The sequence below is a fragment of the Marinobacter mobilis genome (genome assembly GCF_900106945.1).
Classification (GTDB): Bacteria; Pseudomonadota; Gammaproteobacteria; order Pseudomonadales; family Oleiphilaceae; genus Marinobacter; species Marinobacter mobilis.
This window is the reverse complement of sequence record NZ_FNNE01000002.1, coordinates 192,242-217,154: the sequence shown is the minus strand read 5'-3', so window position 1 is coordinate 217,154 and position 24,913 is coordinate 192,242. Positions and strand designations below refer to the sequence as shown.

The following is a 24,913-nucleotide window of genomic DNA, read 5'->3' as shown; positions in this document are numbered from 1 at the left end:
CCGGTTACCCGCCCACGGCCTGATAGGTTGTCTTGCCAACCAGCCGTACCAGCTTCGACAGGTGAGCAAAGCTTTCGGAATGCCCGGCAATGTACAAACCATCCGGGCGCATCAAGGGCAGCATCCGTTCCAGCACCTTGGTTTGAGTCGGTTTATCAAAGTAGATCATTACGTTGCGACAGAAAATCAGGTCGTAGGGTGGATCCAGCCGCCAGTTTGCCGACAACAGATTCAACTCCCGGAACTCCACCAGACGCTGGACCTCTTTGCGAACCTTTACCAGCCCGGCATTGGGCCCCGTCCCCCGTTTGAAAAACCGCCGTAACTGATTGCGGGTGAGGTCTTTCACCCGTTCTTCCTGATACACCCCTCGCCGTCCATGAGCCAGGACCTTGCTATCGATATCCGTCGCGAGAATTTCGACAGGCGGATTGTCGCCAAGCGCATCAATCGCGGCCATGGCCATGGAATAGGGCTCTTCACCGGTACTGGCCGCCGCGCACCAGAGCCGGAATTTACGCCCCGGAGCACGGTGCTGTTTCAGATAGCCCGCCAAAATGTCAAAGTGATGGGACTCGCGGAAGAACGCGGTGAGGTTCGTCGTCAACGCATTTACGAACTCTTCCTGCTCCTGACTGCTGCCTTTGAGATAGTCCAGGTAATCCGCAAAAGACCTCATGCCCAGCGCCCGCAGGCGCCGGGCAATCCGGCTATACACCAACTGTTCCTTGCTGTCGGACATGCTGATGCCGGCAGCCCGATAGAGAATCTGGCGGATGGCCTGAAAGTCTTCCTTGCGGTACTCAAATTCCCTCTGGACGGCTTCCATCTGCGTCATCGCTGTTGACCACCCGCCGCCACGTCAGAAGGACTCCCAATCGTCTTCGGCATCACCCTCCGGCGGCGTTGTCGGCTGAGAATTTCGCGGCTTCCGAACGTCGGCTGCCGCTTTGGCGGGCCTTGGCGCAGGGCTCGGCGTCAACGCCGGCGCACTGGCTGTATGGGCTGCCATCGAGTCATCCAGGCGGAACACAGACACGTTCTGCTGCAACTGCCCGGCCTGGGACTGCAGACTTTCCGCAGCGGCCGCAGCTTCTTCTACCAATGCCGCGTTCTGCTGGGTCATTTCATCCATCTGCCCAACCGCGGTATTGACCTCCTCAATCCCGCTCGCCTGTTCGACCGACGCAGCGGCGATTTCAGACATAATGTCGTTGACCCGTTTGATCGCTGTGACGATCTCATCCATGGTTTCACCGGACTTGTTGACCAGGGCGTTACCACCTTCGATCTTGGCCACCGAATCGGAGATCAGCTGCTTGATATCCTTGGCAGCATCAGCGGAACGCTGTGCGAGAGTCCGCACTTCCGAGGCAACAACCGCAAAGCCACGGCCCTGCTCGCCTGCGCGGGCGGCTTCCACCGCAGCATTCAGCGCGAGAATGTTGGTCTGGAAGGCAATACCATCAATAACCCCGATAATGTCGTTGATCTTCTGCGCCGACTGGTTAATGGATTCCATATTGGTCACCACCTGACGGATCAGATCGCCACCGTCAGAGGCAACATCCGTCGCCTGCTCCGCCAGCACGTTGGCTTGCTTGGCGTTGTCGGTATTGGTTCGTACCGTGGAGGTCAGCTCCTCAATACTGGAGGCGGTTTCCTCAAGGCTGGATGCCTGTTGCTCGGTACGGCTGGACAAATCAGCGTTACCGGATGCAATCTCGCCGGAGGCACTGAGGATTGTCTCCGACGCCATACGGATTTCACCGATCATCCGGGTAAGGTTCTCGGTGGTGCGGTTACAGAAGTTCTTCAGTTCCAGGAAGGTGCCCTGGTAATCCTCTGTTACCCGCTCGGTCAGGTCGCCTTCAGCGATGGCTCCAAGAACCCGGGCAATATCATTCAGGCCCCGGTCAGAGGTTTCCATCAACTGATTGAGACCGGTTGCCATATCAAGGAAGAAGCCTTCCTTGCCTTCCACCGGAATCCGTAGGGTAAAGTCACCTGCCGATGCAGCGGTGACCAGATTGGTCACGTCGCTGGCAGCCTTCAGCTCCTCAGTACGATCCAGCCACTCCACCACAGTTCCAAGACGGTCGTTGTTCGCACCGAAGATCGGGTTGGCGATCAAGCCAAACGTGTTGGCGCCCAACCTGATCTGGCCGCGATGGGTACTCTGCAGATGACTGAGCAGGTTCATCTGATGAGACGGATTCTTGTGGAAACGGTCAATGCTGCCGTTGAGGACATCGTCGATATTGAATTGCGGCAGATCCTTCCGGATCTGGTCCTGTGCATTGCGCAACATGTCTTCGACGGCTTTGTTCATGTAAACAACATTTCGATTCTCGTCGGCGATCATGATGTTGTTGCTGGAGTTATCCACCGCCTGGCGAATCCGCGTGTTGTAAACAGCGGCCTGCTCCGCTGCAATCTCCTGAGTGCGGTCTTTCCATTCGACCACAGTCCCCAGACGCTCACCTTCTTCCGAGAAGATCGGGTTGGCAATCAAACCAAAGGTCGTCGCCCCCAGCGTGATCTCGGCGCGGTAAGTGTCTTTCAGCTCAGCAAGCAATTTCATCTGGTGTGCCGGGTTCTTGTGGAACCGGTCAATGCTGTTGTTCAGAACGGTGTCGACGTCGAAGTTCGGAAGGTCACGGCGAATCTCAGACTGGGAATTCCGAAGCATGTCGGCAACCGCTGCATTCATGTAGACAACGTTGCGATCAGTATCGGCAATCATAATGTTGGTGCTCGCACCATTGATCGCCTGACGGATCCGGCTGTTAAATACCGCCAGTTCCTCGGCCTTGACCTCAAGAGTCCGGTCTTTCCACTCCACGACCGTTCCCAGTCGCTCACCGGTTTCCGAGAATATCGGGCTGGCGATCAGGCCAAAGGTGGTGTTGCCAAGCTTGATCTCAGTGCGGTACGTGTCCCGCAGTTCATCCAGCATCTTGATCTGATGGGCCGGATTTTTGTGGAACCGGTCAATGCTGCCATTCAGAACATCGTCGACATCGAAATCGGGCAGATCACGACGGATTTCCGACTGGGAATGACGCAGCATGTCGGCGACTGCCGCATTCATGTAAACAACTTTGCGGTCAGTGTCCGCAATCATGATGTTGGTGCTGGCGCCATTGATGGCCTGACGGATGCGGGTATTGAACACCGCCAGTTCATCGGCCTTCAGCTCCAGAGTCAGATCCTTCCATTCCACCACGGTCCCCAACCGGCGGCCATCATCCCCAAAGATCGGGTTGGCAATCAGGCTAAAGGTGGTATCTCCGAGTTTAATCTGTGTCCGGTAGGTATCGGTCAACTGTTCCAGCATCTTCATCTGGTGAGCTGGGTTCTTGTGGAAACGGTCAATACTGCCATTCAGCACGGTATCGACGGAGAAGCTGGGCAGATCCTTGCGGATATCGCCTTCCGCATTGCGCAGCATCTGTACCACCGACGCATTCATGTACACTACATTGCGGTCTGCATCGGCAATCATGATATTGGTGTCTGCCCGGTCAATGGCCTGGCTGATACGGGTTGTGAACTCCGAATCCTCATCACTTTTCGCCAGTCGGTCCCGAAGCGTGCCGAGGTAAGCCATAAGGGTGCCACGCTCGGCACCGGCGGCCGATACCCGGGCATAGTCGTTGTTGGCCAGGGCTTCGGCTGCCAGCTTCAGGTCACCGGGCTCTGCACCTAATTGTCCGATAAGACTGCGAACCGCCAGAGTCGAGAAGAAAAGTCCCACCACAGCGACCAGGGTATTCAGCGCCATCAGCATCTGAACCGTGCTTTCAGACCCTGCACCCACCAGCGCGATCACGCTGAGGACCAGCACGGCCCCCAGTGGAAGCAGAGCCGACAAAAATAGCTGTTTTGATTGAGGCATGCCGTTCCCTCCTGAGGAGTTTATAGTTGTACCGGTGATTGCAGCACCCGCGCTGCGTTCCGTCTGGCCGGGATTGATAAAAGGTTGAGATTCATGAGTCGCCATTGCCGGCCTCCTGGGTTACCGCATCGACCAGACCGAGTTCCTGACTGGAAATCAGGGCCTCGATATTCACCAGAATGACCATGTGATCCTGGACCTTCGCCAGCCCGACCAGGAACCGGCTGTCAAACGCGACGCCAAATTCCGGAGGCGGACGACGCTCTTCACGGGACAGTGAAATAACATCCGAAACGCCATCCACCACAATGCCCACCATCCGGTCATGGATCTGGATCACGATGACGATGGTGAACTCGTCGTAACTGGCAGTGCCGACGTTGAACTTGATCCGCAAATCAACAATTGGAACGATGTCCCCGCGAAGGTTGATCACCCCCTTGATGAAATCCGGTGCATTGGCTATCCGGGTCACGGCTTCGTAGCCCCGTATTTCCTTCACCGCCATAATGTCGATGGCGTAATGCTCTTCCCCGAGGGAGAACGTCAGGTACTCCCTGACATCGGTTCGTGTGACCTGCGACTCGTCCGACTCGGCAGACCTCTGGCTGTCACTCATACGATTTCCTCTTCAACAATAGGGTCCCGGACAATGTCCGCGAGTGATTCCACGTCCAGGATCAGGGCAACACTGCCATCTCCCATGATGGTTGCCCCGGCAGCACCGGGCACTCGCTTGTAATGCTGTTCCAGACTCTTGATCACAACCTGCTGCTGACCAACCAGCTCATCCACCACCAGCCCGTAACGGCGCTTGCTGGTTTCGATCAGCACCACAATGGCTTCCGCCGGGTCCGAAGAACGGGCCTGGGTTTCCATAACCTCCGCCAGCCGCAACAGCGGCCAGTATTCCTCACGGACATGCAGCAAGTCGGAACCTGCCAGACGTTTGAGGTTGGCTCTTGGCGGCTGCATCGATTCGATGATGCTGACCAATGGAATAATGAAGGTCTGGCCGCCCACCGCGACGCCCATGCCATCGACAATAGCGAGGGTCAGCGGCAACTGGATGGTAAAGGTCGAGCCCACCGACGCCTGACTGGAGATTTCGATCCGCCCACCCAGTTGCTGGATGTTGCGTCGCACCACATCCATACCAACGCCCCTTCCTGATACATCGGTGACCTGCTCCGCCGTTGAAAATCCAGGTTGGAAGATCAGGTCCCAGACTTCGGCATCGGGCATATCGTCCGACACCGGAAGCCCGTTTTCCCTGGCCTTGGCCATAATACGACCACGGTTCAGTCCTGCTCCGTCATCGCTGATGGAGATAATGATGCTGCCACCACGCTGGGACGCCCCCAGGATAATGGTGCCCTTCTCCGGCTTACCCGCTTCACGACGCCGTTCCGGTGATTCAATACCGTGGTCGATACTGTTGCGTACGAGATGAGTCAGTGGATCGACCAGCTTTTCGATAAGCCCCTTATCGAGCTCAGTCTGGGTGCCTTCCAGTACCAGCTCTACCTGCTTTTCCATCTTGCTCGCCAGATCCCGGACCACCCGGGGAAAGCGATTGAATACAAACGACACCGGGATCATCCGGATCGACATTACCGACTCCTGGATTTCCCGGGTATTGCGTTCCAGTTCGGCCAGCACGGTACTCATTTTCAGGGTATCGAGATTGTCGGGATCTTCTCCCAGCACCTTGAGCATGGACTGGGTAATCACCAGTTCACCCACCAGATTGATCAGCGAGTCGACCTTGTCCACCCCGACCCGGATGGTTGCCGATTCGGGCGTGGCGGCCTTCGCTTTCGACCTGTCCGGGCGAGCGGCAGCCGAAGCAGCGCTGGCGGTCTTGGCCGGCTGGGGTTCAGTAGCGCTGGCGGGGTCTTCAAAGAAACCAAAGGCCGCCTCGGTATCGGGCGCTTCCGCCCCGGAGGGCTCCGCTTGCGGTTCTGGCTCGAACAGCCCCCAGTTCTCACTGTCACCACTGCCTGAGGAATCTGCGGTTTCCGCCGGTTCCTCTTCCGGGGCATCAAAGAAACCAAAGGCGTCATTGTCTGCATTAGCATCGGGCTCTGCCGAGGAACTGGCGGTGGCGGACGTCCGGGGGGTACTCTTGCCGTCGTTGAGGATTGCCTCCAGTGCTTTGACCTGCTCCTCAACTTCATCCCAATCGATGTCCTCCCCGCCCCGATACTGATCAAGGATGCGACGGAGGCAGTCAAGGACCGTGAGGAAGTGGTCAACCAGAGCAGTGTCCGGATGGCGCTCGCCGTTACGGAGCTGATCCAGAAGGTTTTCCATCACGTGGGTGATTTTTCCAAGGGCGGTAAACCCGAAAATGCCGCTGCCGCCTTTGATGGAATGGGCCGCCCGAAAAATGCTGTTGAGGTCTTCCGGGTCCGGCTCTTCAAGATCGAGAGCCATCAGGAGCTGCTCCATCGTATCGATGTGCTCCTGGCTCTCCTCGAAGAACACTGCATGGAACTGGTTCAGATCAATGCTCATCGCACTCTCCGACAGTGGGCTACGGCATCACCTTCGCTGCAACCTGAAGCAGGTTCTCCGGGTTAAACGGCTTGACCATCCACCCGGTCGCGCCCGCAGAGCGGCCCTTGGCCTTCATGTCATCACTGGCCTCAGTAGTGAGCACCAGAATGGGCGTCCGGCCATAGCTGGCCATGCCGCGCAAATTCTTGATCAGGGTGAGGCCATCCATCCTCGGCATATTCTGATCCGTCAGCACACAGTCGTAGTGCTGCTTCTGGCAGAGGTCCAGCGCCTCCTGACCATCGCACGCCACAGTGACCTGATAGCCCCCGGTTTTCAGGGTGTGTTCCACCATCTGCCGAATGGAGGCAGAGTCATCGACTATCAGAACGTGTTTACCCATCGTTTACTTCCTCCTGGCACATCCACATGCCAATGCGTGTCGTTAAAAAAGTTCAATCTCGCCGCTATCCATGGACTGCTGGCTGACCGGGCTCTGGCGATAGTCACGCAACTCCGCCCGGGTTTTCGCCAGGGCCGCAGGCAGGCTGTCGACGTCTTCCGTCACCAATTGTGCAAGGCGAATATCAAGTGCCCTCAGCAGTTCCATGCGCTGCTTCAGATAATCGGCGGTCTGAGTGGTCATGTCCTCGAACTGCAGTCCACGGGTGGCCCGCCCAGAGGCATCCACCAGCTGTTCGGCAATACGGTCGATGTTCTCGGTAAGGTCGCGGTCGCGCTGGGCAAGCGTCTGCAGATTGCTGATTGAGGTTTCAGCTTCTGCCTTGGATGCCTTCAGGGTATCGAGATCCTGGGCAGCGATGGCACCGATATGCTGACTCAGATGAGTCACCGCCTGGTTAATGCCCTGGAGCTGCTGGCGGATGACATTGCTGAACTCCGCGGAACGCCGGGACAGGGAGCGAACTTCGTCCGCCACCACGGCAAATCCCCGACCATGCTCACCGGCCCGGGCGGCTTCAATGGCAGCATTGAGAGCCAACAGGTTGGTCTGGTCGGCCAGCTGGTCGATTTCTTCCAGAGCCTTCATCACAGCGGGCATCTGCTGGTCGACCGAGTTCACTTTATCCACCAGATTCGTCAGATCTTCACTGATGGTGACCGTATTGTTAATGACAAAGTCGAGCATCTCGGACGTGCGCTGAATGAACTCGTCGAAGTTGATACCGCCACTGTCACCCTCGGCGCCGGAGAGAATCTGACCAATGGCGTCCTTCTGGTCATTGAGCAGATTGTGCATATCGTCGAAAGCGACCCGCAGCAACTGGACGCCGTCCTGAAGAACTCCATTGAGGCTGGTCAGCTGGTCACTTTGAATATCCAGCTCACTGCGGTGCAGGTCAGCAATATCACCGATCAGCGAACCATCGACCCGGGAGGTAAAGGAGGCAATCTCTGCCTCACTGAGCTCCGGCGTTGTCGCAGTCTTCTGATCCGCAAACCAGACCACACCCGATACCACCAGTGCCGCAACGATCACCGCCAGCCAGGGCGGCAGAAAAACCTGAACGACAAGCCCGGTTCCGGCCCCTGCCAGGGCAGCCATGGCCAGCCACGTTATTCTTGATGAATCCGCCATCAGTGACCCTCATACCACCAGTGAATCCAGCCAGCACCAATAGTGGGCTGAACCTTGCGTCTTTTTTCAGTGTGCCCCCAGTTCGACCTGGGTACCGTAGCGAAAGCGTCCATTTATGTAGTTTTTCTTATCATGTTTTTGAAATAACGAAAAATAACCGGCGCCTACCCTGCGCTTTTCCCATTCAAAGGGAAGACACATTCACTTCTAACACTAGTCCATTCATCCCGAAGAGCTACATCTGAGGCCAACATTGCCCCTCAACCATCCCGAAAACCGAACTTAATGTGACCTACATCACATTATTTCGACTGAAAACCGTCTTCCTTGAGGTTAAATTGTGAAAAATATCTCAATCGGAGAAACGCCATGATGTTATGGCGTTGGGTCATATCTGCCCCGGCAACTATACTGAGGAGGCTATTGGAGCGTTTTGGCGAGCCTGCGCCAGAATGCTCAACATTACCGAACCGGAACAGGTCGGTCAGCAGCGACGCCAGCACGAATCAGGAAGGACCTTCGGATTGCACTGCGGCAGTACCAGGTGAATCATCAAATGGAGATCCAGTGGAGAACACTGACATGGAAACAAAACACAAAAATCCGGCCTTTTCCCTCTTCCGCAATGCCCTGCTACTGACAGGCCTGTTAGGGCTGGCCGCCTGTGGCGGTGGTGGCGGAGGGGGTGATGACGGCTCAACCTCAGGCAGCGTCACCTTTAACACGTCGCAGGCCAGCGTAAGCTCGGAAGATGAGGCCAAGGCCGTCTCTGAAGCCAGCCGCCAGGCGGCGAGTCAGGGCATATACGCACAGGATGCGTTTAACTTCCCGATTGCCGCTGAAACGGATCAGGTGGGCGCCACTGAGGACATCGTCGCACGCACCCTGGATCTGGTGTTATCGATGAACATTCCGTCCGCGGCCGATACCCAAAGCATTACTGGTAGCTGTGGCGGCAGTGCCGACATTACTGCCTACAGCCAGACTCACTTCAGGGTGGACTACAAGGATTACTGTGAAGCTGCCGAGGGTGGCAACATGGTCCTCAATGGCTGGGTGGATATGACCTTCACCTACAGCGGCGAAACCCTGACCAGTTACGACGCTACTTTTGATATTACCTACAATTATCTGGGTGAAAGCCAGAACAGCGCCGGCTCGATCAGCTGCAGCGGCGACATGCTGGACAACTGCACTTACACCACCGACTTTACCGGCAGCGACGGTGAACGCTACCGGGTCACCAATGTAACAGTCAGTGGCGACAACAACCTTGGCTTTACTGTCAGCGCCCGGGTCTATCACCAGGAACTCGGCTACGTGGATTTCCAGGGAACCGACCTGATCATCTGCACCGATGGCACCGGCTTCAGCACGGGCACCATCACGGTGACGGACGCCTCCGGGGTGGTGGCAACCGCAACCTTCAGTGGTTGTGGAGCTGACTACACCGTCACCTACGACGGTGTCGGCTACCCGGTCCCACAGCAATAAGGCGGCTTTGGCGCTGCGGGCTCAAAACCGCAGCGCCACTCTCACTCCCTGACGGCTGGCCTCGCTCGCCGGTTCACGAATACGAAGCTGGGCGAAACCCAAGCGGACCAACTCCGAGTCACTGCGGTCAAAATCCCAGGCTGCATGGAAGAGGCTTACCACCAGGTGCGACGACGCCGGCGGCGACCACCGCAACTGAACCCGATACCCCGAACCATCCCCCGGCTCCAGCACCGGATAATTATCCGGATCACTCCCCAGCGCGACCTCCACTTCGGCAGCTGTGGTCCGGAATACACCAAGATCCAGACAAACTTCCGCGGCCCATGACCATCCACTGCCGCAGCTTTCGACCCCGACACCGGCTTCCCACCAGCGGTAATACTCATTCAGGGCGAGACTTGAGGCGGTCGGCTGGATTTCCCGGTCCCAACGCTGGTAACGGACGGACAGGAAGGGGCGAACAGCGATGGCATTCTGCAACCACTGACCTCCGACTCGGCCATCGTAGTGAATCAGGCGCTCATGGGTAGAGGTGGTTAGCGGCGCTCCCGCCTGGGTTTGCCCCTCGTAGGTCACACTGTGACTCGCATAGCTGGCCTCAAGCCGGGCCCAGGCGTAGGAACCAAACACCGACGACCAGGCAACATAGACGCCGGGGATATCCCCAGTTTCTTCATTCAGCACCTGACCAGCGCTGCCGGTTTCCTGGTAGTTGAAATAGAGCCAGCTGGCCCCGGCCTCGACATAGCCCCCAGCCCTCTGATCAGCAGCGGCAGCCGTACCGGCGACCAGCGAACATGACACAACACACCACACCCGCAGACACGCGAATGCCCCCTGTTTTGCTATTGCCGTCACCACTTGCTGCCCCCGGACCGGATAATGCAGAAACGTTACCACGATAGCGGGCAAACACCAGCGGCTATTCAGGAGTAGAACAGGGTGGTATCACACTGTCCGCAGATATGTCCGTTATGACCCGTTTGCCGGTTGATGGTATGGGTTTCAATGTCATCGCTGCCGCAGGAGAAACAGGCGACCCGCTCACCGGACACCGCAGCGGGATAGGTGGTCTGGTACCAGTCACGGGTTTGTACCTGGTATCGCCACAACCTCGGCAGACGGGTCACCATGACCGAAGCAGGCACCAGGATCAGCAGGGCCCCCAGGGTCATACCTAAAGAGTTCGCCCCATCCTGCATGGACGAGGCCATCACCACAGCGCCCAGCGCCATGACCAGGAGAGACAGAGCAGAGATTGAGATTTTCAGTCGAACGGGATTCATGGTCTTCATTCGGAGGTTAACGGAGGATCTGATCAATTTTCGGCCAGCAAGCTTACCGATTACTGCTCCAGATTTCCATGCCCCAACCCCCTTCCAGCCATTCTCTCTCCCCCGAAAAAAAGCTGAAGAAGACACCCAAGAAAACGCAAGTCACCGTAAATAAAAAGAGCGCCTGCCCGGCGCTCTTTTTATTTACGGTGCAACGAAGGCTTAACGAGGATCCGCGAAGACCTGAGTCCAATAGTTATCGTAATCCGCCTGATTGGTGTTGACCCGGGCCACCGCAACGTGCTCGAAGCGCGGATCCATAATGTTCCGGCAGTGCCCTTCACTGTTCAGCCAACCCGTCATCACGTCTCCGACACTGGAAAACCCTGCGGCGATGTTTTCCCCGACAACGGCCCACTCATAGCCGGTATCGGTCACTCGGTGAGACACTCGCAGACCGTCTGAACCTGTGTGGGAGAAGAAGTTGTTGGTCGCCATATCGACACTGTGGTTGATGGCCGCAGGCTGGATCTCGCAACTGTAAGTAAGTGCCGGAGCCGGCTCAAAGTGGGTCGCACCGCAGCTCCGGGCCACCGCCCGTGCCTTGTTGATCTGCGCCATCATGGCTTTCTGGTAATCCGTCAGTACGCAGCCCGCAGGCAGATCCTGAGACTGACTGGGAACCTCTTCCTGGGGGGCGGCGGATTCTTCCTGGCTGGTGGCGACCACTGAGGGTTTTTCAGACGCGCCACCACCACCGCCACCGCATGCAGTCAGGGCCAAAGTTGCTACTACAAGAAGAAAACGCTGCAAGTTCATTGCTCTTCACCTATCTGGCGTGACTGAAAGTTGACACCATTTTGATAGGCTAAGCGTCAAAAAAAAGTGATGCGCATCTCATGTTACATTTGGCTACAAATTAGTACATTCGTACCAACTTAGCCCAAACCATCCCCTGCCAAACAACAAGAAATCCCTGCCGGACTATACCGACAGGGATGCTCCCAGGCATACCCCGGGCCTTGAGAAACACCGGATTGGTCGCTTACGAACCTGCCGTCTGGATCAATTGAATCCAGGCTTCAGAAACCGCTTCACCTGTGTGAACCAGAAGTACCGCAGGGTCGAAGGACTGATGACGAAGTGAGCCTGCCAGGCCACTGACATTCACCCCGGAAGACTGAGACAGCATGACAACACTGACCACCAGAACGATCAGAGAAATGAAGCTAACCACCAGGGGCGCGCTCATCCATTGGCTCGCTTTAACCTCAGAAGCTTGCGGCGAGAACTTAGGCTTCATAGACAAACATCCATCAATCGCGTCGTAAATATGACGAAATATTGCAAACGTTTGTGTCAAAAAAACGAGAACCAGAACTCAAGCTACATAAAGATACATTTGTAAACACGGACGCCAGTCTCGATTCCTTTTCCCGCAATTAAGTGTAGAAGGGAATCAAACCCAGGGTTGATGCAACTAAACGTTCTCGAACTTCCCCCGGCGCAGCTGTCAAAGACGTAGGGTTTTGTGAATGGAAGGCTCCGTTCAGCGCGTCAGAACCCCCAGCAAAAAACAAGGAGCGAACCATGCTGACATCAAGCAGATCAGTCTTGCTTTCCGTATGCCTGCTGTCTTTTTCGCTAGGCGCCGTTGCTGAAGGCCTTGCCGATCGATACAACGAATCCGGAACCCAACAGGCCATGGACACCATCGAGAGGATCCACTCAACCTACGGCGCCACGGCTGCTGGCCCCGGCGGAACCAAGGACGCAGTGATGGTGGACATGGACATGAAACAGGCCGCGCCTGAGAGCAACATTGATTTTCCTCCCGGTGTCGAGACCGCGCACGAACGCAAACGCTATATTTTCGACTCCGCGGAGTTCTGACGGACAGGCTCTCTCCCAGTATTGGGATGAGAGCCTCCGGCGAGGACATTTATTGGAGCTTGGTTTCCCGAAGGCGGGCGATCAGTTGAGGAGGGTCAAAGCTACTGCTATCGGCCTGAGGCCAGTATTTGTCGAAAACCGCATGCCCGGTCTGCCCTTTTAGCAGAGCACCGGGTTCCAGGAAGTGGTACATATCGAGGTACGACTGCACCTCGTTCTTAGATACCCGCCGGATAATGTGTTCAGGTCCCAACTCCGAAGGATGTTTCAGTCCCGCCGCCCCGATCAGGTTGGCCAGCGCATCCACGGTATTCTGGTGGAAATGGAAAACCCGCTGGCTCTTGTCGGTCACATCAAGCTTGTTGCCGCGGCGAGGGTCCTGGGTGGCTACACCACTGGGACAGTGACCGCTATGGCAGCTGAGGGACTGGATGCATCCGAGCGCGAACATATAGCCCCTTGCTGCATTGCACCAGTCGGCACCCAACGCCAGAGTGCGCGCAATATTGAACGCCGAGGTAATTTTACCAGCGGCGCCCAGGGCAATGTGTTCACGCAGACTGGTTCCCACCAGGGTGTTATGAACCAGCAACAAGGCTTCAGTCAGGGGCATCCCGAGACGGTTGATAAACTCAAGCGGTGCAGCTCCGGTCCCACCTTCACCCCCATCGACCACAATAAAGTCGGGACGCCGTCCGGTTTCCAGCATCGCCTTGACGATGGCAAACCATTCCCACGGGTGCCCAATCGCCAGTTTGAACCCCACCGGTTTTCCGCCAGACAACGCCCGCAGGCGATCTACGAACTCCAGCAACTCAACCGGCGTGTGAAAGGCTGAATGCGCGGCGGGCGACACCACATCCTCACCCATAGGCACGCCACGGGCTTCCGCAATCTCAGCGGTCACCTTGGCACCGGGCAGAATACCGCCATGGCCGGGTTTGGCGCCCTGGGACAGCTTGATTTCAATCATCTTGACCTGATCAAGAGCCGCGTTTTCCACAAAGCGTTGCTCGCTGAACGAACCGTCCGGGTTTCGGCAACCGAAGTAACCCGAGCCGATCTCCCAGACCAGATCACCACCAGGCTGCCGGTGGTAACGGGAAATCGATCCTTCGCCAGTATCATGGAAAAAGCCTCCAAGTCGGGCACCGGTATTCAACGACAAAATGGCGTTGGCCGACAGAGAACCAAAACTCATGGCAGAAATGTTGAAGATACTGGCCCGATAGGGCTGCTTACAGCCTTTGCCAATTTCGATGCGGAAATCCCGATCGACGATCTCCACCGGCTTCAGGGAATGGTTCATCCATTCAAAACCAGGCTCGTACATCGGTAACTGGGAACCAAAGGGTCGCTTATCCAGGGTATTCTTCGCCCGTTGGTAGACGATGGCCCGCTGCTCACGGGAGAACGGCCGCTCCTCAGTATCCGACTGGATAAAGTATTGACGGATCTCCGGCCCGAAGGATTCCAGGAAATAACGGATGTTGGCCAGGATCGGGTAATTACGACTGACGGTATGCTGACGCTGGATGAGATCGTAAGTGCCCAACAGCGCCAGCACAGCAAAGACCGCCGGCACCCAGTAAGCAAGGTCATAAGCAACCGACAGGGGCAGGGAAACAATGAGCCCTGCGATGCTCAGAACGTAAACCAGGTAACGTGACGGCAAAAATTTTTCCATTGCGAGCTCAACCCCCAGGAACCATCCACGGCTCTTTAATTGAATAATCGCAACAGGTTAGCGGAGGATTACCCGGGCGTCAGCCCGCCCGGGCAATTTTATCCGGTCAGCTTTGTGGCGACGACCCTGCCGCTGCGGCACCAGATTCACCGCCGAGCAAGATCGCCTGATCCGGCGACACTCCGCCGCCCAGGGCCCGGTACAGCTGCACCCGGTTGGCCAGCTTCTGACGAGAGACGGCCACCCGTTCCTGCCGGGCATCCAGCAGCGCACGCCGGGCATCCAGCACCGCCAGGTAATCATCTGCCCCTTCCCTGAAACGCGCCTCGGCCAATACCAGCGAGCGTTCGGTGGCTTTGACCAGGGCATCCTGGGCATGCTCCTGGTCCAGCAGGTACTGCCTGGCAGTCAGGGCATCGGCCACTTCCTTGAACGCCGTCTGGATAACTTGTTCATAGCGGGCGATATGACGATCACGTCGTACTTCCGCGACCTCCAGATTGGCCTGATTCCGTCCTCCGGTGAAAATCGGCAGGGTAATGGCCGGCGAGAATGACCAGGCTCCGGAGCCCCCATCAAACAAGCCGGACAGGTCACTGCTGGCAGTGCCAATCCCTCCGGTCAGGGTGATACTGGGGTAAAACGCAGCCCTGGCCGCACCGATATCGGCGTTAGCGGCTCGCAGGTTACGTTCAGCAGCCCGGACATCGGGGCGCTGGACCAACACCGATGAAGGCAGCCCGGCCGGAACCTCGGCCAGGGTGGTCACCATCGGATCGCCAATCTGACGACTGATCAACAGGGGCAACGGGGCCCCCGTCACCACCGACAACGCATGACGGCCCTGAGCCACCAGACGGGCATTCTGGGCACGGTAGGCTCGAGCAGTCTCCAGGGCTATTTCAGCCTGCCGTACGGCCAGCTCTGTGCCTAGCCCGTTGCGGTAGCGATTGCGCACCAACGAGACCGCACGCTGTTGGTCGGCCTCTGCCTGCTCACTGATTCGCAGTTTTTCATGGTCTGCCATCAGCGTCAGATAAGCATTGGCGACCTCCGAGACCAGGGTAATATGAGCGCTGAGGCTGGCCTCTTCGGTCGCCAGATAACGTTCCATGGCCGCGGCCTCCAAACTGCGGACCCGCCCGAACACATCAAGCTCATAGGACGCCATGCCTACCTGAACACCATACTGTCCCCCGGTCTCTGCCCGGCCAGTACCGGACAGATCAGCAGGCAGACGCTGACGAGTACTATCCGCACCCAGCGACAGCTCCGGGTATCGACCGGCGCCTTCAATCTGGTATAGCGCCCGGGCTTCGGCAACATCGAGCATGGCCAACCGAAGATCCCGGTTATTTGACAGAGCCGTGTCGATCAGCGATTGCAACTGGGGGTCCGGGAACACATCGCGCCAGCCGGGCAGGCGAGCCTCTTCAGTCGCTGCCCGGGTTTCGCCGACGGCGTTCGTCACCGGCGCTACCGGCGCCTGGTACTCAGGTATCAACGAACACCCGGACATCAGCGCCACAGACATAACAATGGGCGTCAACGTTTTCATGCCTTCCCCTCCTGCAGCTCATCTTGAACAGGGTGACCTTTAGCTGCGCTTGCAGCCGCTGTCAGCGGCACGCCAGAGAGCCGGCGAACCATCACATAGAACAACGGGATAAAGAAAATCGCCAAGACTGTCGCCGTCAGCATGCCACCGAACACGCCGGTGCCGATGGCGTTACGGGCGCCGGAGCCGGCACCGGTGCTGATCATCAGCGGCGTCACCCCCAGCATGAATGCCAGCGACGTCATCAGGATCGGCCGCAGCCGCAGCCGGACGGCTTCCAGAGTGGCCTGCAGCAAACCCCGGCCTTTCATTTCCAGTTCCAAAGCGAACTCGGCGATCAGTATCGCGTTCTTAGCCGACAGGCCTATGGTGGTCAATAGCCCCACCTGGAAGAACACGTCGTTCTCAAGCCCGCGCAGGGTTGCCGCCAGCACCGCGCCGATAACGCCCAGCGGTACCACCAACATCACCGCAAACGGAATCGACCAGCTTTCATAAAGCGCGGCCAGACACAGGAACACCACAATCAGCGACAACGCATAGAGTGCCGGAGCCTGATTGCCAGACTGGCGCTCCTGATAGGACAGGCCCGTCCACTCAAAGCCAAAACCACCAGGCAACTCCGCCGCCAGCTGTTCCATCACAGCCATCGCATCACCGGTACTCATACCGGCTGCGGCACCGCCCTGAATGCTCACCGCAGACACACCGTTATAACGCTGCAACTGCTGCGGACCGTAGCTCCATTCCCCGCTGGCAAAGCTGGAGAACGGCACCATGTCACCATCGCCATTACGGACATACCAGTTGTCGATATCCGTTGGCAGCATCCGGTACTCCACATCCGCCTGGACGAACACCCTCTTGATACGACCGCGGTCGACAAAGTCATTGACGTAACTGGAACCCCAGGCCACAGCCAGGGTGGTGTTGATGTCATTCAACGATACCCCCATGGCGCGGGCCTTCTGACGGTCCACATCCAGCCGGTACAACGGCGCATCGGGCAGGCCGTTGTAACGCACCTGAGACAGGGCCGGATGCTGGTTCGCCTTGGCCAACAGGGTATTTGTAGCTTCCATCAGAGCTTCGTGCCCCCGGGCTCCCCGGTCCTGCAACTGGAAATCGAAACCGCTGGCAACGCCCAATTCCGGAATCGAGGGCGGATTGAGGGCAAAAATGATCGCCTCACGCACCTCGGAAAAAGCGCCCATGGCTCGGCCGATAATCGCATCCACACCATTGCGATCAAGGTCACGCTCTTCCCAGTCCTTGAGGCGTACAAACGCCAGGCCGGAGTTCTGGCCCTGGCCAGCAAAACTGAATCCGGCCACGGTGAACACAGACTCTACGGCTTCAGCCTCGTTCTCCATAAAGTGGTTTTCCAGCTTTTTCAGCACATCCAGGGTCTGGAACTGAGTGGAGCCAACCGGCAATTGCACCTGGGCCAGCAGGATGCCCTGATCTTCATCCGGCAGGAACGCCGACGGCAGACGCATGAAGCTGAACGCCAGCGCGGCTACGATAACGACGTACATCAACAGGTAACGACCGCGTCGACCGAGAATTTTTTCCACCCGCCCCTGGTAGCGCCCAGCAACGGCGTCGAACGACCGGTTGAACCAGCCGAAGAACCCGCCCTTGCTCTGATGATCGCCCTTGTGGGGTTTAAGCATGGTGGCGCACAGCGCCGGCGTAAGAATCAGCGCAACCAATACCGACAGCGCCATGGCCGACACGATGGTGATCGAAAACTGACGGTAGATGGCCCCCGTTGAGCCTGGGAAAAATGCCATAGGCACGAACACGGCAGACAACACCAGGGCAATGCCCACCAGCGCGCCGGTGATCTGGCCCATGGATTTGCGGGTGGCTTCCAGAGGCGACAGACCTTCCTCGGCCATCACCCGCTCCACGTTTTCCACGACCACAATGGCATCATCCACCAGCAGGCCGATCGCCAGAACCATGCCAAACATGGTGAGCGTGTTGACCGAGAAGCCAAAGGCAAACAGCACGGCAAACGTTCCCAACAGAACCACCGGTACCGCAATGGTTGGAATCAGCGTGGCACGGAAATTCTGCAGGAACAGATACATCACCACAAAGACCAGCACGATGCCTTCCAGCAAGGTCTTTACGACCTCCCAGATGGAGATTTCTACAAACGGCGTGGTGTCATAGGGATAGGCAACTTCCAGGCTGTCCGGGAAGTACGGGCTCAGTTCAGCGATCCGCGCCCGTACCCGCTCAGCGGTATCAAGGGCGTTGGCACCGGACGCCAGGTTGATGCCAAGACCAGCGGCAGGCTTACCGTTAAAACGCCCCTTGATGGCGTAGTTTTCAGCGCCCAGCTCGATCCGCGCAACGTCACGCAAACGAACTTCGGCACCATCCGAGGTAACCCGGATCAGAATGTTGCCGAATTCCTCCGGCGTTTCCAGCAGGGTCTGTACCACTATGGAGGCGTTCATTTGCTGGGATTCCACCATCGGTGCACCACCAAGCTGACCACCTGTTACCTGGTTATTCTGAACTTCGATGGCCTGAGTAACGTCCGCTGGCGTCAGGCGGTATTCATTGAGCCGGTTGGGATCAAGCCACACGCGCATGGCATAGGGGGCACCAAACAACTGAACCTGACCAACCCCCTGAGTACGGCTGATCGGATCCTGCAGGTTCGACGCCACAAAGTCTGCGAGATCATCCCGGTCAAGGCTGCCATCGCTGGAGGTGAATGCGAGCACCATCAGGAACGAATCCGACGACTTGGTCACCTGCACGCCCTGCTGCTGGACGACCGCCGGCAGGCTTGGCGTTGCCAGCTGGAGCTTGTTCTGCACCTGCACCTGGGCAATATCCGGGTCAGTACCCGCCGCAAAGGTCAGGGAAACCGTGGCGTTGCCCTGAGAGTCACTGTTCGAGGACATGTACAGCAGGTTGTCAATGCCGTTCATTTCCTGCTCGATAACCTGGGTCACCGAATCCTCAACGGCTTCCGATGAGGCTCCCGGGTAGGTCGCTGAAATAGTGACCTCCGGCGGAGCCACGGTGGGGTACTGCTCCACCGGCAAGCCAGAGATCGACAGGGCGCCCGCCAGCATAAGAACGATGGCGATAACCCACGCGAAGATGGGACGATCGATAAAAAAACGAGCCATAATATTAACCTTACCCTTCCGCGACCAGGCTGGATGACGCGGATACCTCAGGGGTACCAACATTCACCGCCCGGACCGGAATACCGACACGAATTTTTTGCAGACCCTCTACGATGAGACGGTCTCCATTTGCCAACCCTTCACGAATCAGCCACTGGCTTTCCACCACCCGCTCAGCAATAACCCGGCGTTTCTCCACCGTGCCCTCGTCGCTGATCACCAGTGCAGCAGCCTGGCCATCCGGATCCCGGGAAATGCCTTTCTGGGGCACAAGAATTGCTGACTCCCGTTCCGCCTGTGGCAGACGCGCACGCACAAACATGCCCGGAAGCAACGCATCGTCCGGATTCGGGAATAAGGCCCGCAGGGTCACCGAGCCGGTCGTCTCATCCACGGCAAATTCCGAAAACTGCAAAGTGCCGCTGTGGCCATAGCTCTCACCGCTCTGGTACACCAGAGTTGCCGCAGCCTGATCTTCACCTACGGTTTGCAACTGGCCAGCGGCCATCGCGCTGCGCAGTTCCTGCAGGTCGTTGTAGGACTGGGTGACGTCGACGTAGATCGGATCCAGTTGGCGAATCGTGACCAGCGCTGAGGCCTGGTTAGCCGTCACCAGCGCACCGGCAGTGACCGAGGAACGACCAATACGGCCGGCAATCGGGGCCGTGATGGTGGTGTATTCGAGATTGATGGTGGCGGTTTGCACCGCTGCACGAGCGGCGTCCACCAGCGCTTCGGATTCATGGAGAGTCGCTCTGGCCTGATCCAGATCCTGCTGGCTGATGGCCCCGGTGTTAATCAAGCGCTCGTAACGCTCTGCCTTCAGACGGGCGGTTTCCAACGAAGCCCGCGCTGAGGCCAGTTCAGCCTGGGCGCTGGCGAGCGCAGCTTTGTAGAGGCGATCGTCAATCTGATACAGCGGTTGACCTGTCACAACCGCCTCGCCTTCCTGAAACAGTCGCTTGACCAGCAACCCGGTGACCTGGGGGCGAACCTCTGCCACCTGGTAAGGTGCTGTGCGTCCAGGGAGTTCGTTCACCAGGGTAAACGGCCGGGCCTCAACCGTGATATAACCCACTTCGGGAGCAACCTGCGCCTCATTGGCCGGAGCATCAGTCTGGCCGCAACCGGCCAGCAGGAGCACTGTAAACAGCGACAGTGGTAGAGCGAGATGACGCATCGTCAGTTCCTCTGTATGAATAATGAATGTGTGGTGGTTCAAGGTCGGGCCGTGCCAGCCCGGCAACGTCATGTGCGTGTAAATACGATAATACATACATCCACGAATGTATGTATAGTAGGTAAAACTTCGCACAGTTATTGATTTGAGTTCAGGAGTAGATGATGGCCCGGCGTACCAAAGAGGATGCCCAGAAAACCCGCGAGCAGTTACTGGATGCTGCCGAAATGGTGTTTCACCATAAAGGCGTCTCGAAAACGTCACTCAACGACATTGCGGCAGAGGCTGGCCTGACCCGAGGCGCGGTTTACTGGCACTTCAAGAACAAGCACGATGTGTTTGTGGCCATGCTGGAACGGCAGGACCTGCCACTGGAAACCCTCCACAAGGCGATCGAATCACCGGACGAGGAAGATCCGCTGGGCAGGATGAGTGAGTTTCTGCGTTATCTGATGCGGGAAATTGCCAATGATCCGAAACGGCGCCGGGTCTTCGAAATTCTCTTCCTGAAATGCGAAATGACCGAGGAGAATGAACCGCTCATTGCCCGGCATCGCAAGGGGTTCCTCGACTCCTCGGGGCGCATGCGCAAAGTTCTGGCCAATGCCGTAGGGCGCGGCCAGTTACCGGAGTCACTGGACATAGACCGGGCCATTCTGCATCTGCATGTGCAGCTGACCGGACTCATCTATCTGTGGCTGTTGCTGCCCGGTGAGCTGAATTTCGAGGGCGAGGCAGACCGGGTGATCGACGCCTATTTCAATTCCCTGCAACACTGTTTTGGTGGTGACGACCACTCCTGAGAGCAAAGGCACCTGCGCGCTATCGTCGGACCACCTGTTGCTCAAACTGATCAAGATCACTGGAGAAGGCCTGGTGGGCATCGTAAACCAGGGCCCTCAGGTCCCCGGACACCCGTTCGTTGGGAATGATGCGGTTATTGATAATGCCCATCCCGATACGCACAAAAAAGTTATCCAGCCCTTCAAAGGCACCGGCGAGGCGCAGCTGCGCAGACTCGTCATTTGCCGCACCAATCTCCACCACTCCGGTAATGCCCTGCTGGTCATTTCCCTCGCAGGCGACGGTGAGGAAATCCTTCATCAGCTGATCTATCCGCTTGGGAAGAAATACATCAATTAATGGTGCTGGGAATACCCCCAGCGCACGACCTCCTACCCCGATCCGGGGCACGGAACGGCCTTGGGAAATAAAACGCGCCCCCTCCCCTGTCGGCTGAAATTCGATCTCGAAGGTCATGTCTTCCACTTCCGCAATAATCCCCAGAATGTTCATCTCTGCATCGATGCTGGCCCGCAGGTGGCGGGGCTGGCCGGGATCAAAACGGGGCGCCTCTACCACCGGGCGTTCATAACGCACGGGCACCACCTGGCCATCCCGAACCACCATGTTCAGCGTGCCCTGCAGGGTTTCACTGTCGATGCTGGCCCGCAGCAAGCGGCCATAGTCGTCGTACAGGCTGAACTCACTCTTCACCAGGGTGTCGAGTCGCTCCAGGTAATTCGCAAGATCGGGATAGCCGTGGGCCAGGCGCTGTGGGTCAACGGTAAAGACCATCCGCACTTCCTGATAGCCCGCAGAAGCGTGATGCAGAACCAGGAGGTCATTCAGCTCCCCGAGCCCCGACAACAGGGTCCACATATCCGGGTAAGACGCCCACAGCGGCGCCAGCAGATCCAGCTCATCGGCAGACAGTGCCGGGTTCATGGCCTCCGCCTGACGCCGGTAATGCTCCAGGTCGGCGTCCTGACCAATAACCTGGACCGGCAATTCGCCCCCCACCATGCGCAGCGCCTCCTGGGAAGCGTCCACCAGAGCAGACCAGCTGACTTCACCAAGACCGACGCCCACTTCGGCATTCAACAGGTAATGGGTTGCCACGTCGGTATCAATCTCCCGCGCCCGGACTTCAGCCCGAAAGTTGCCAAGCCCAGGTTCGTCATCGACGGCCTGCAGTCTGGGGACCGGGCCAATATGGTACTGGTCAGGGCCTGCCTCACCGTATACCGTCAATGACCGCCAGCTTTCCTGCTCATCGGGCAGCAACCAGTAAAAACCTTCCAGATCGAAACTTTCCAGCGAATGCCAGAGCTCGTCAACGAACTCGCGGGTTTGTTCATGATAATCGGTGTGATCCATCACCAGGCGTTGCAAACGGATGTAGTTCCGCAATTGCTCAACGGCGACTTGCGGATCTCCCTGCCCGGCAAACTCCACCGGAGGGCGCCAGCCCCACTGAATAATTTCAGGCGGTACAGCCACAACGGAAGCGGAAAAGCAGAGGCTGAACGCCAACCAGGCAGCGCGGGCAAACTGGGTCATGGAAGCACCGTATATTGTGATTATTTGACGATGGTCATGGGCTCAACAATGGCCGCAGGCAATCAGGAATTCTATGGCCGAAGCAACCTCAACCGGCGTCACAATGGCTGACTGGCGCGGGATGGGGAAAGTTCACGCAGAATCTCAAAATTTGATGGAACTTATTGATGTCCGCTGGCGTGTTATTAGCAAAAGACGTTACAGCTTTTTACTTATAACAATATTAACGAAGTACTTTGACGATTCCGGGGAATGCAGTATGAACGTGATGACAAATCTGGCCAGCCGACCCAAAGAACTGTTTGAAGTGGACAAACGCCTTCTGGTTGAAAACAACCAATGGTATGTACGCACCCGGGAAGTTCCGCAACTGGGGCCCTTTGCCAGCCGGGATGAAGCGATTTCCGGACTTCACCAGCACATCGAGCTGTGGAACCGCAACGAGCTGCCTTCCATTATCCCGTTCATGCCCGCCTCAACTGTCCATCGTCTGGAAGACTGCGACGTTCCTCACTGCGGCCTGTGTGCCGAACTGGCTCTGCTGCGAGATTGCGCTACGCCACGTCCCAGCGTCCGATGAGACCAGGCAAGAACAAATCACCCGGGCGCACTCGACACTACCGGGTGATTCTATCAAGTATTCTTTTTGCGACTGGCTTCTGGGCTTACCTGGCCGTCGTTGACATTCAAAGCCCCCACGCTGCCGAGCGCACAGCGGCCAACGCCGCCAGCCACTACTTCTGGCCACGCTCGGTGGAGCAGTACCCGAGCGGCATCGCCACCCGCGGCGAAACCCGCCTGCCGAGTTCGCGCTGAACCTCTACCCGCCGGACATACTCTGAACGTCCGGCGGCATTCGGTCCCGGGTCATTATTTTGTGTGGATCAGACTTTCCAGGTGATAGGACAGCTCCACCAGCTGTTTATGACGCAGATCCCTCAACAGTTTATCAATCAACTTCCGAATGCCCTTCTCCGCAGTATTGATCCCCAGGTCAGCGGTTTTTTTGCTGATTCTCCCCAGCGATACGCGGTTGGTCGGCTCGTGGTAGTAATTCACGATGCTGAGATCCACTATTTCGCAGAGCGCATCAATGACCCCATCGATATACTGGCTGGTATCACTCTCCACGCGAACCTGCGCAATCAGATCCAGCGCCCTCCCATGCAGTTCTTCATGGACGTGAAACACCAGGTGGGGTTCTGCACGCTCGGGATGAATCCATAACATCTGTTCCAGGTAGACACTCAGCTCTTTCAGCTCTTCCTCACTGCGCTTGCTGAAGAACTGTTTGATGACCATCTGGATCGCTCCCATGATGGCCTTAATGCCCGTATCCGCAGTCTTTTTCATTCCCGGCGTCAGCGGCACGATTTCCGTCGGCCGGTGATAATAGCTTTGCAGGCCATGATGAGTCAGCTTGATGACCACCCGGGCTGCGTCCTCACTGAGTTGACGCGTTCCCTCACCACTGGCGCTGCGAATGCGCTCGGCCGTTTCCCTGGCGTGGGTATGCAATTCATCGTCAATGGGAAAGCCCCAGAGTGCCTTGTCTGTGGTCATTGTTGTTTTCCTTCGTTGTTGACTGGAATAACTATGACAACAGTATTTCCCGAGAAAATTGGCCGGCCATTGGCCATGTTCAAGCCGCCAGGGTCAGCCAGGCCAATCCCCGACGATCGCCCCGGACGCTGGCGTGTTCAGTGAGAATCAAAGCCTCGAAAAAACAGCCCGAGCCCCAGCCCGGAGAGAAAACCGTATAAATGGGCCTGATGGATCACCTGGAAATCGGTCACCAGGCCAACCCCCAACTCCACCCAACCCACGGTGTCCACCAGCAGTTTGGCAGCCGCAGCCACCAAACCGGCCAAGGCGAGCAGCGGATGCTCTTTAATGAGCATCACCGAGCCGGCGGCAAACAACCCAAACAGGACACCGGAGAACCCGCGGTACCAGGCGACCTCAGGATCGAAAAGATACAAACCGACGCTGATCGCCAGAGAACACACCAGGGCCGTCAGTAACCAGCGCCCGGGGCCGAACCCCGGGCCGTTCCATAACCACACCAACCAGATGCCCACCAGGTTGAACACCAGGTGCCAGTGATCAACATGCACCCAGTGGCCGGTCAGCAGACGCCAAACCTCACCCTGCCGGATCAGGCCTGGCTGATACTGGAAGGCAGCCGCAACGGAATAAAACCAGCAAGCCATCAGAAGCGCAGACAGAGCGGTGGGCGCAAGTAGACGGTAAGACAAAGACGGCACGGGCATTTCCTGTATTCTTTGAGAAAACACCATCATAAACTGATGCCTTC

The 24,913-nt window shown here is 57.4% G+C and carries 22 protein-coding genes; 5 read left to right on the top strand and 17 right to left on the bottom strand.

What is annotated here, in order from left to right:
- Nucleotides 1-4 precede the first annotated feature (4 nt).
- The 6 genes from BLV11_RS03530 to BLV11_RS18645 form a co-directional block, all read right to left on the bottom strand.
- Entirely contained in the window at nucleotides 5-838 is an 834-nt protein-coding gene (locus tag BLV11_RS03530; RefSeq protein WP_091811575.1) for a CheR family methyltransferase, read from the bottom strand.
- A 24-nt stretch (nucleotides 839-862) separates the two neighbouring features.
- Nucleotides 863-3,901: a methyl-accepting chemotaxis protein gene (locus BLV11_RS18610; protein WP_217634530.1), complete on the bottom strand. Its 3,039-nt coding sequence runs from the start codon at nucleotides 3,899-3,901 to the stop codon at nucleotides 863-865.
- 91 nt (nucleotides 3,902-3,992) lie between these two features.
- Nucleotides 3,993-4,520: a chemotaxis protein CheW gene (locus BLV11_RS03520; protein ID WP_091811574.1), complete on the bottom strand. Its 528-nt coding sequence runs from the start codon at nucleotides 4,518-4,520 to the stop codon at nucleotides 3,993-3,995.
- Entirely contained in the window at nucleotides 4,517-6,421 is a 1,905-nt protein-coding gene (locus tag BLV11_RS03515) for a chemotaxis protein CheA (protein ID WP_091811573.1), read from the bottom strand. The genes BLV11_RS03520 and BLV11_RS03515 overlap by 4 nt, the downstream gene beginning before the upstream one ends.
- Nucleotides 6,422-6,440: 19 nt before the next feature.
- Entirely contained in the window at nucleotides 6,441-6,806 is a 366-nt protein-coding gene (locus BLV11_RS03510; RefSeq protein WP_091811572.1) for a response regulator, read from the bottom strand.
- A gap of 42 nt (nucleotides 6,807-6,848) precedes the next feature.
- The gene (locus BLV11_RS18645) at nucleotides 6,849-7,553 is read right to left on the bottom strand and encodes a methyl-accepting chemotaxis protein (protein WP_245725914.1); all 705 of its coding nucleotides are present in this window, start codon (nucleotides 7,551-7,553) and stop codon (nucleotides 6,849-6,851) included.
- 1,032 nt (nucleotides 7,554-8,585) lie between these two features.
- Here BLV11_RS18645 and BLV11_RS03500 point away from each other — a divergent pair.
- The gene (locus tag BLV11_RS03500; RefSeq protein WP_139173203.1) at nucleotides 8,586-9,497 is read left to right on the top strand and encodes a hypothetical protein; all 912 of its coding nucleotides are present in this window, start codon (nucleotides 8,586-8,588) and stop codon (nucleotides 9,495-9,497) included.
- Between the two features lie 21 nt (nucleotides 9,498-9,518).
- Here the strand turns inward: BLV11_RS03500 and BLV11_RS03495 are convergent, their stop codons facing one another.
- From BLV11_RS03495 to BLV11_RS03480, 4 genes are all read right to left on the bottom strand, one after another.
- The gene (locus tag BLV11_RS03495) at nucleotides 9,519-10,304 is read right to left on the bottom strand and encodes a hypothetical protein (protein ID WP_091811569.1); all 786 of its coding nucleotides are present in this window, start codon (nucleotides 10,302-10,304) and stop codon (nucleotides 9,519-9,521) included.
- A gap of 122 nt (nucleotides 10,305-10,426) precedes the next feature.
- Entirely contained in the window at nucleotides 10,427-10,786 is a 360-nt protein-coding gene (locus BLV11_RS03490; protein ID WP_091811568.1) for a hypothetical protein, read from the bottom strand.
- Nucleotides 10,787-10,996: 210 nt separating this feature from the next.
- Nucleotides 10,997-11,593 carry a CAP domain-containing protein gene (locus tag BLV11_RS03485; protein ID WP_091811567.1) on the bottom strand — a complete coding sequence of 199 codons (597 nt, stop codon included), beginning with the start codon at nucleotides 11,591-11,593 and terminating at the stop codon, nucleotides 10,997-10,999.
- 226 nt (nucleotides 11,594-11,819) lie between these two features.
- On the bottom strand, nucleotides 11,820-12,077 hold the full coding sequence (locus BLV11_RS03480; RefSeq protein ID WP_139173202.1) for a hypothetical protein: 258 nt from the start codon (nucleotides 12,075-12,077) through the stop codon (nucleotides 11,820-11,822).
- Between the two features lie 287 nt (nucleotides 12,078-12,364).
- Between BLV11_RS03480 and BLV11_RS03475 the strand changes: the two genes are divergently transcribed.
- Entirely contained in the window at nucleotides 12,365-12,667 is a 303-nt protein-coding gene (locus BLV11_RS03475) for a hypothetical protein (protein ID WP_091811565.1), read from the top strand.
- A gap of 49 nt (nucleotides 12,668-12,716) precedes the next feature.
- On the opposite strand, the gene BLV11_RS03470 is transcribed toward BLV11_RS03475, so the two are convergent.
- From BLV11_RS03470 to BLV11_RS03455, 4 genes are all read right to left on the bottom strand, one after another.
- Nucleotides 12,717-14,354, bottom strand: a complete 1,638-nt coding sequence (locus tag BLV11_RS03470) for an FMN-binding glutamate synthase family protein (protein WP_091811564.1) — start codon at nucleotides 14,352-14,354, stop codon at nucleotides 12,717-12,719.
- 106 nt (nucleotides 14,355-14,460) lie between these two features.
- Nucleotides 14,461-15,912, bottom strand: a complete 1,452-nt coding sequence (locus tag BLV11_RS03465) for an efflux transporter outer membrane subunit (RefSeq protein WP_091811563.1) — start codon at nucleotides 15,910-15,912, stop codon at nucleotides 14,461-14,463.
- A complete protein-coding gene (locus BLV11_RS03460) occupies nucleotides 15,909-19,073 on the bottom strand; it encodes an efflux RND transporter permease subunit (protein ID WP_091811562.1) in 3,165 nt (1,054 codons plus the stop codon). Before BLV11_RS03460 ends, BLV11_RS03465 begins: the two co-directional genes overlap by 4 nt.
- A gap of 10 nt (nucleotides 19,074-19,083) precedes the next feature.
- The gene (locus BLV11_RS03455) at nucleotides 19,084-20,253 is read right to left on the bottom strand and encodes an efflux RND transporter periplasmic adaptor subunit (protein WP_091811561.1); all 1,170 of its coding nucleotides are present in this window, start codon (nucleotides 20,251-20,253) and stop codon (nucleotides 19,084-19,086) included.
- A 161-nt stretch (nucleotides 20,254-20,414) separates the two neighbouring features.
- Here BLV11_RS03455 and BLV11_RS03450 point away from each other — a divergent pair, with 161 nt between their 5' ends.
- Nucleotides 20,415-21,056: a TetR family transcriptional regulator gene (locus BLV11_RS03450; protein ID WP_245725902.1), complete on the top strand. Its 642-nt coding sequence runs from the start codon at nucleotides 20,415-20,417 to the stop codon at nucleotides 21,054-21,056.
- Nucleotides 21,057-21,075: 19 nt separating this feature from the next.
- Here BLV11_RS03450 and BLV11_RS03445 read toward each other — a convergent pair whose 3' ends face one another.
- Nucleotides 21,076-22,596, bottom strand: coding sequence for a hypothetical protein (locus tag BLV11_RS03445; protein ID WP_091811559.1), 1,521 nt, complete (start codon nucleotides 22,594-22,596; stop codon nucleotides 21,076-21,078).
- Nucleotides 22,597-22,855: 259 nt separating this feature from the next.
- Here BLV11_RS03445 and BLV11_RS03440 point away from each other — a divergent pair, with 259 nt between their 5' ends.
- Both BLV11_RS03440 and BLV11_RS03435 read left to right on the top strand, forming a co-directional pair.
- A complete protein-coding gene (locus BLV11_RS03440) occupies nucleotides 22,856-23,176 on the top strand; it encodes a DUF6316 family protein (protein WP_091811558.1) in 321 nt (106 codons plus the stop codon).
- Between the two features lie 44 nt (nucleotides 23,177-23,220).
- Nucleotides 23,221-23,412: a hypothetical protein gene (locus tag BLV11_RS03435; protein WP_091811557.1), complete on the top strand. Its 192-nt coding sequence runs from the start codon at nucleotides 23,221-23,223 to the stop codon at nucleotides 23,410-23,412.
- A 54-nt stretch (nucleotides 23,413-23,466) separates the two neighbouring features.
- Here BLV11_RS03435 and BLV11_RS03430 read toward each other — a convergent pair whose 3' ends face one another.
- Entirely contained in the window at nucleotides 23,467-24,159 is a 693-nt protein-coding gene (locus BLV11_RS03430) for a hypothetical protein (protein ID WP_091811556.1), read from the bottom strand.
- Nucleotides 24,160-24,296: 137 nt separating this feature from the next.
- On the bottom strand, nucleotides 24,297-24,863 hold the full coding sequence (gene rrtA / locus BLV11_RS03425) for a rhombosortase (protein WP_175528269.1): 567 nt from the start codon (nucleotides 24,861-24,863) through the stop codon (nucleotides 24,297-24,299).
- Nucleotides 24,864-24,913 lie beyond the last annotated feature (50 nt).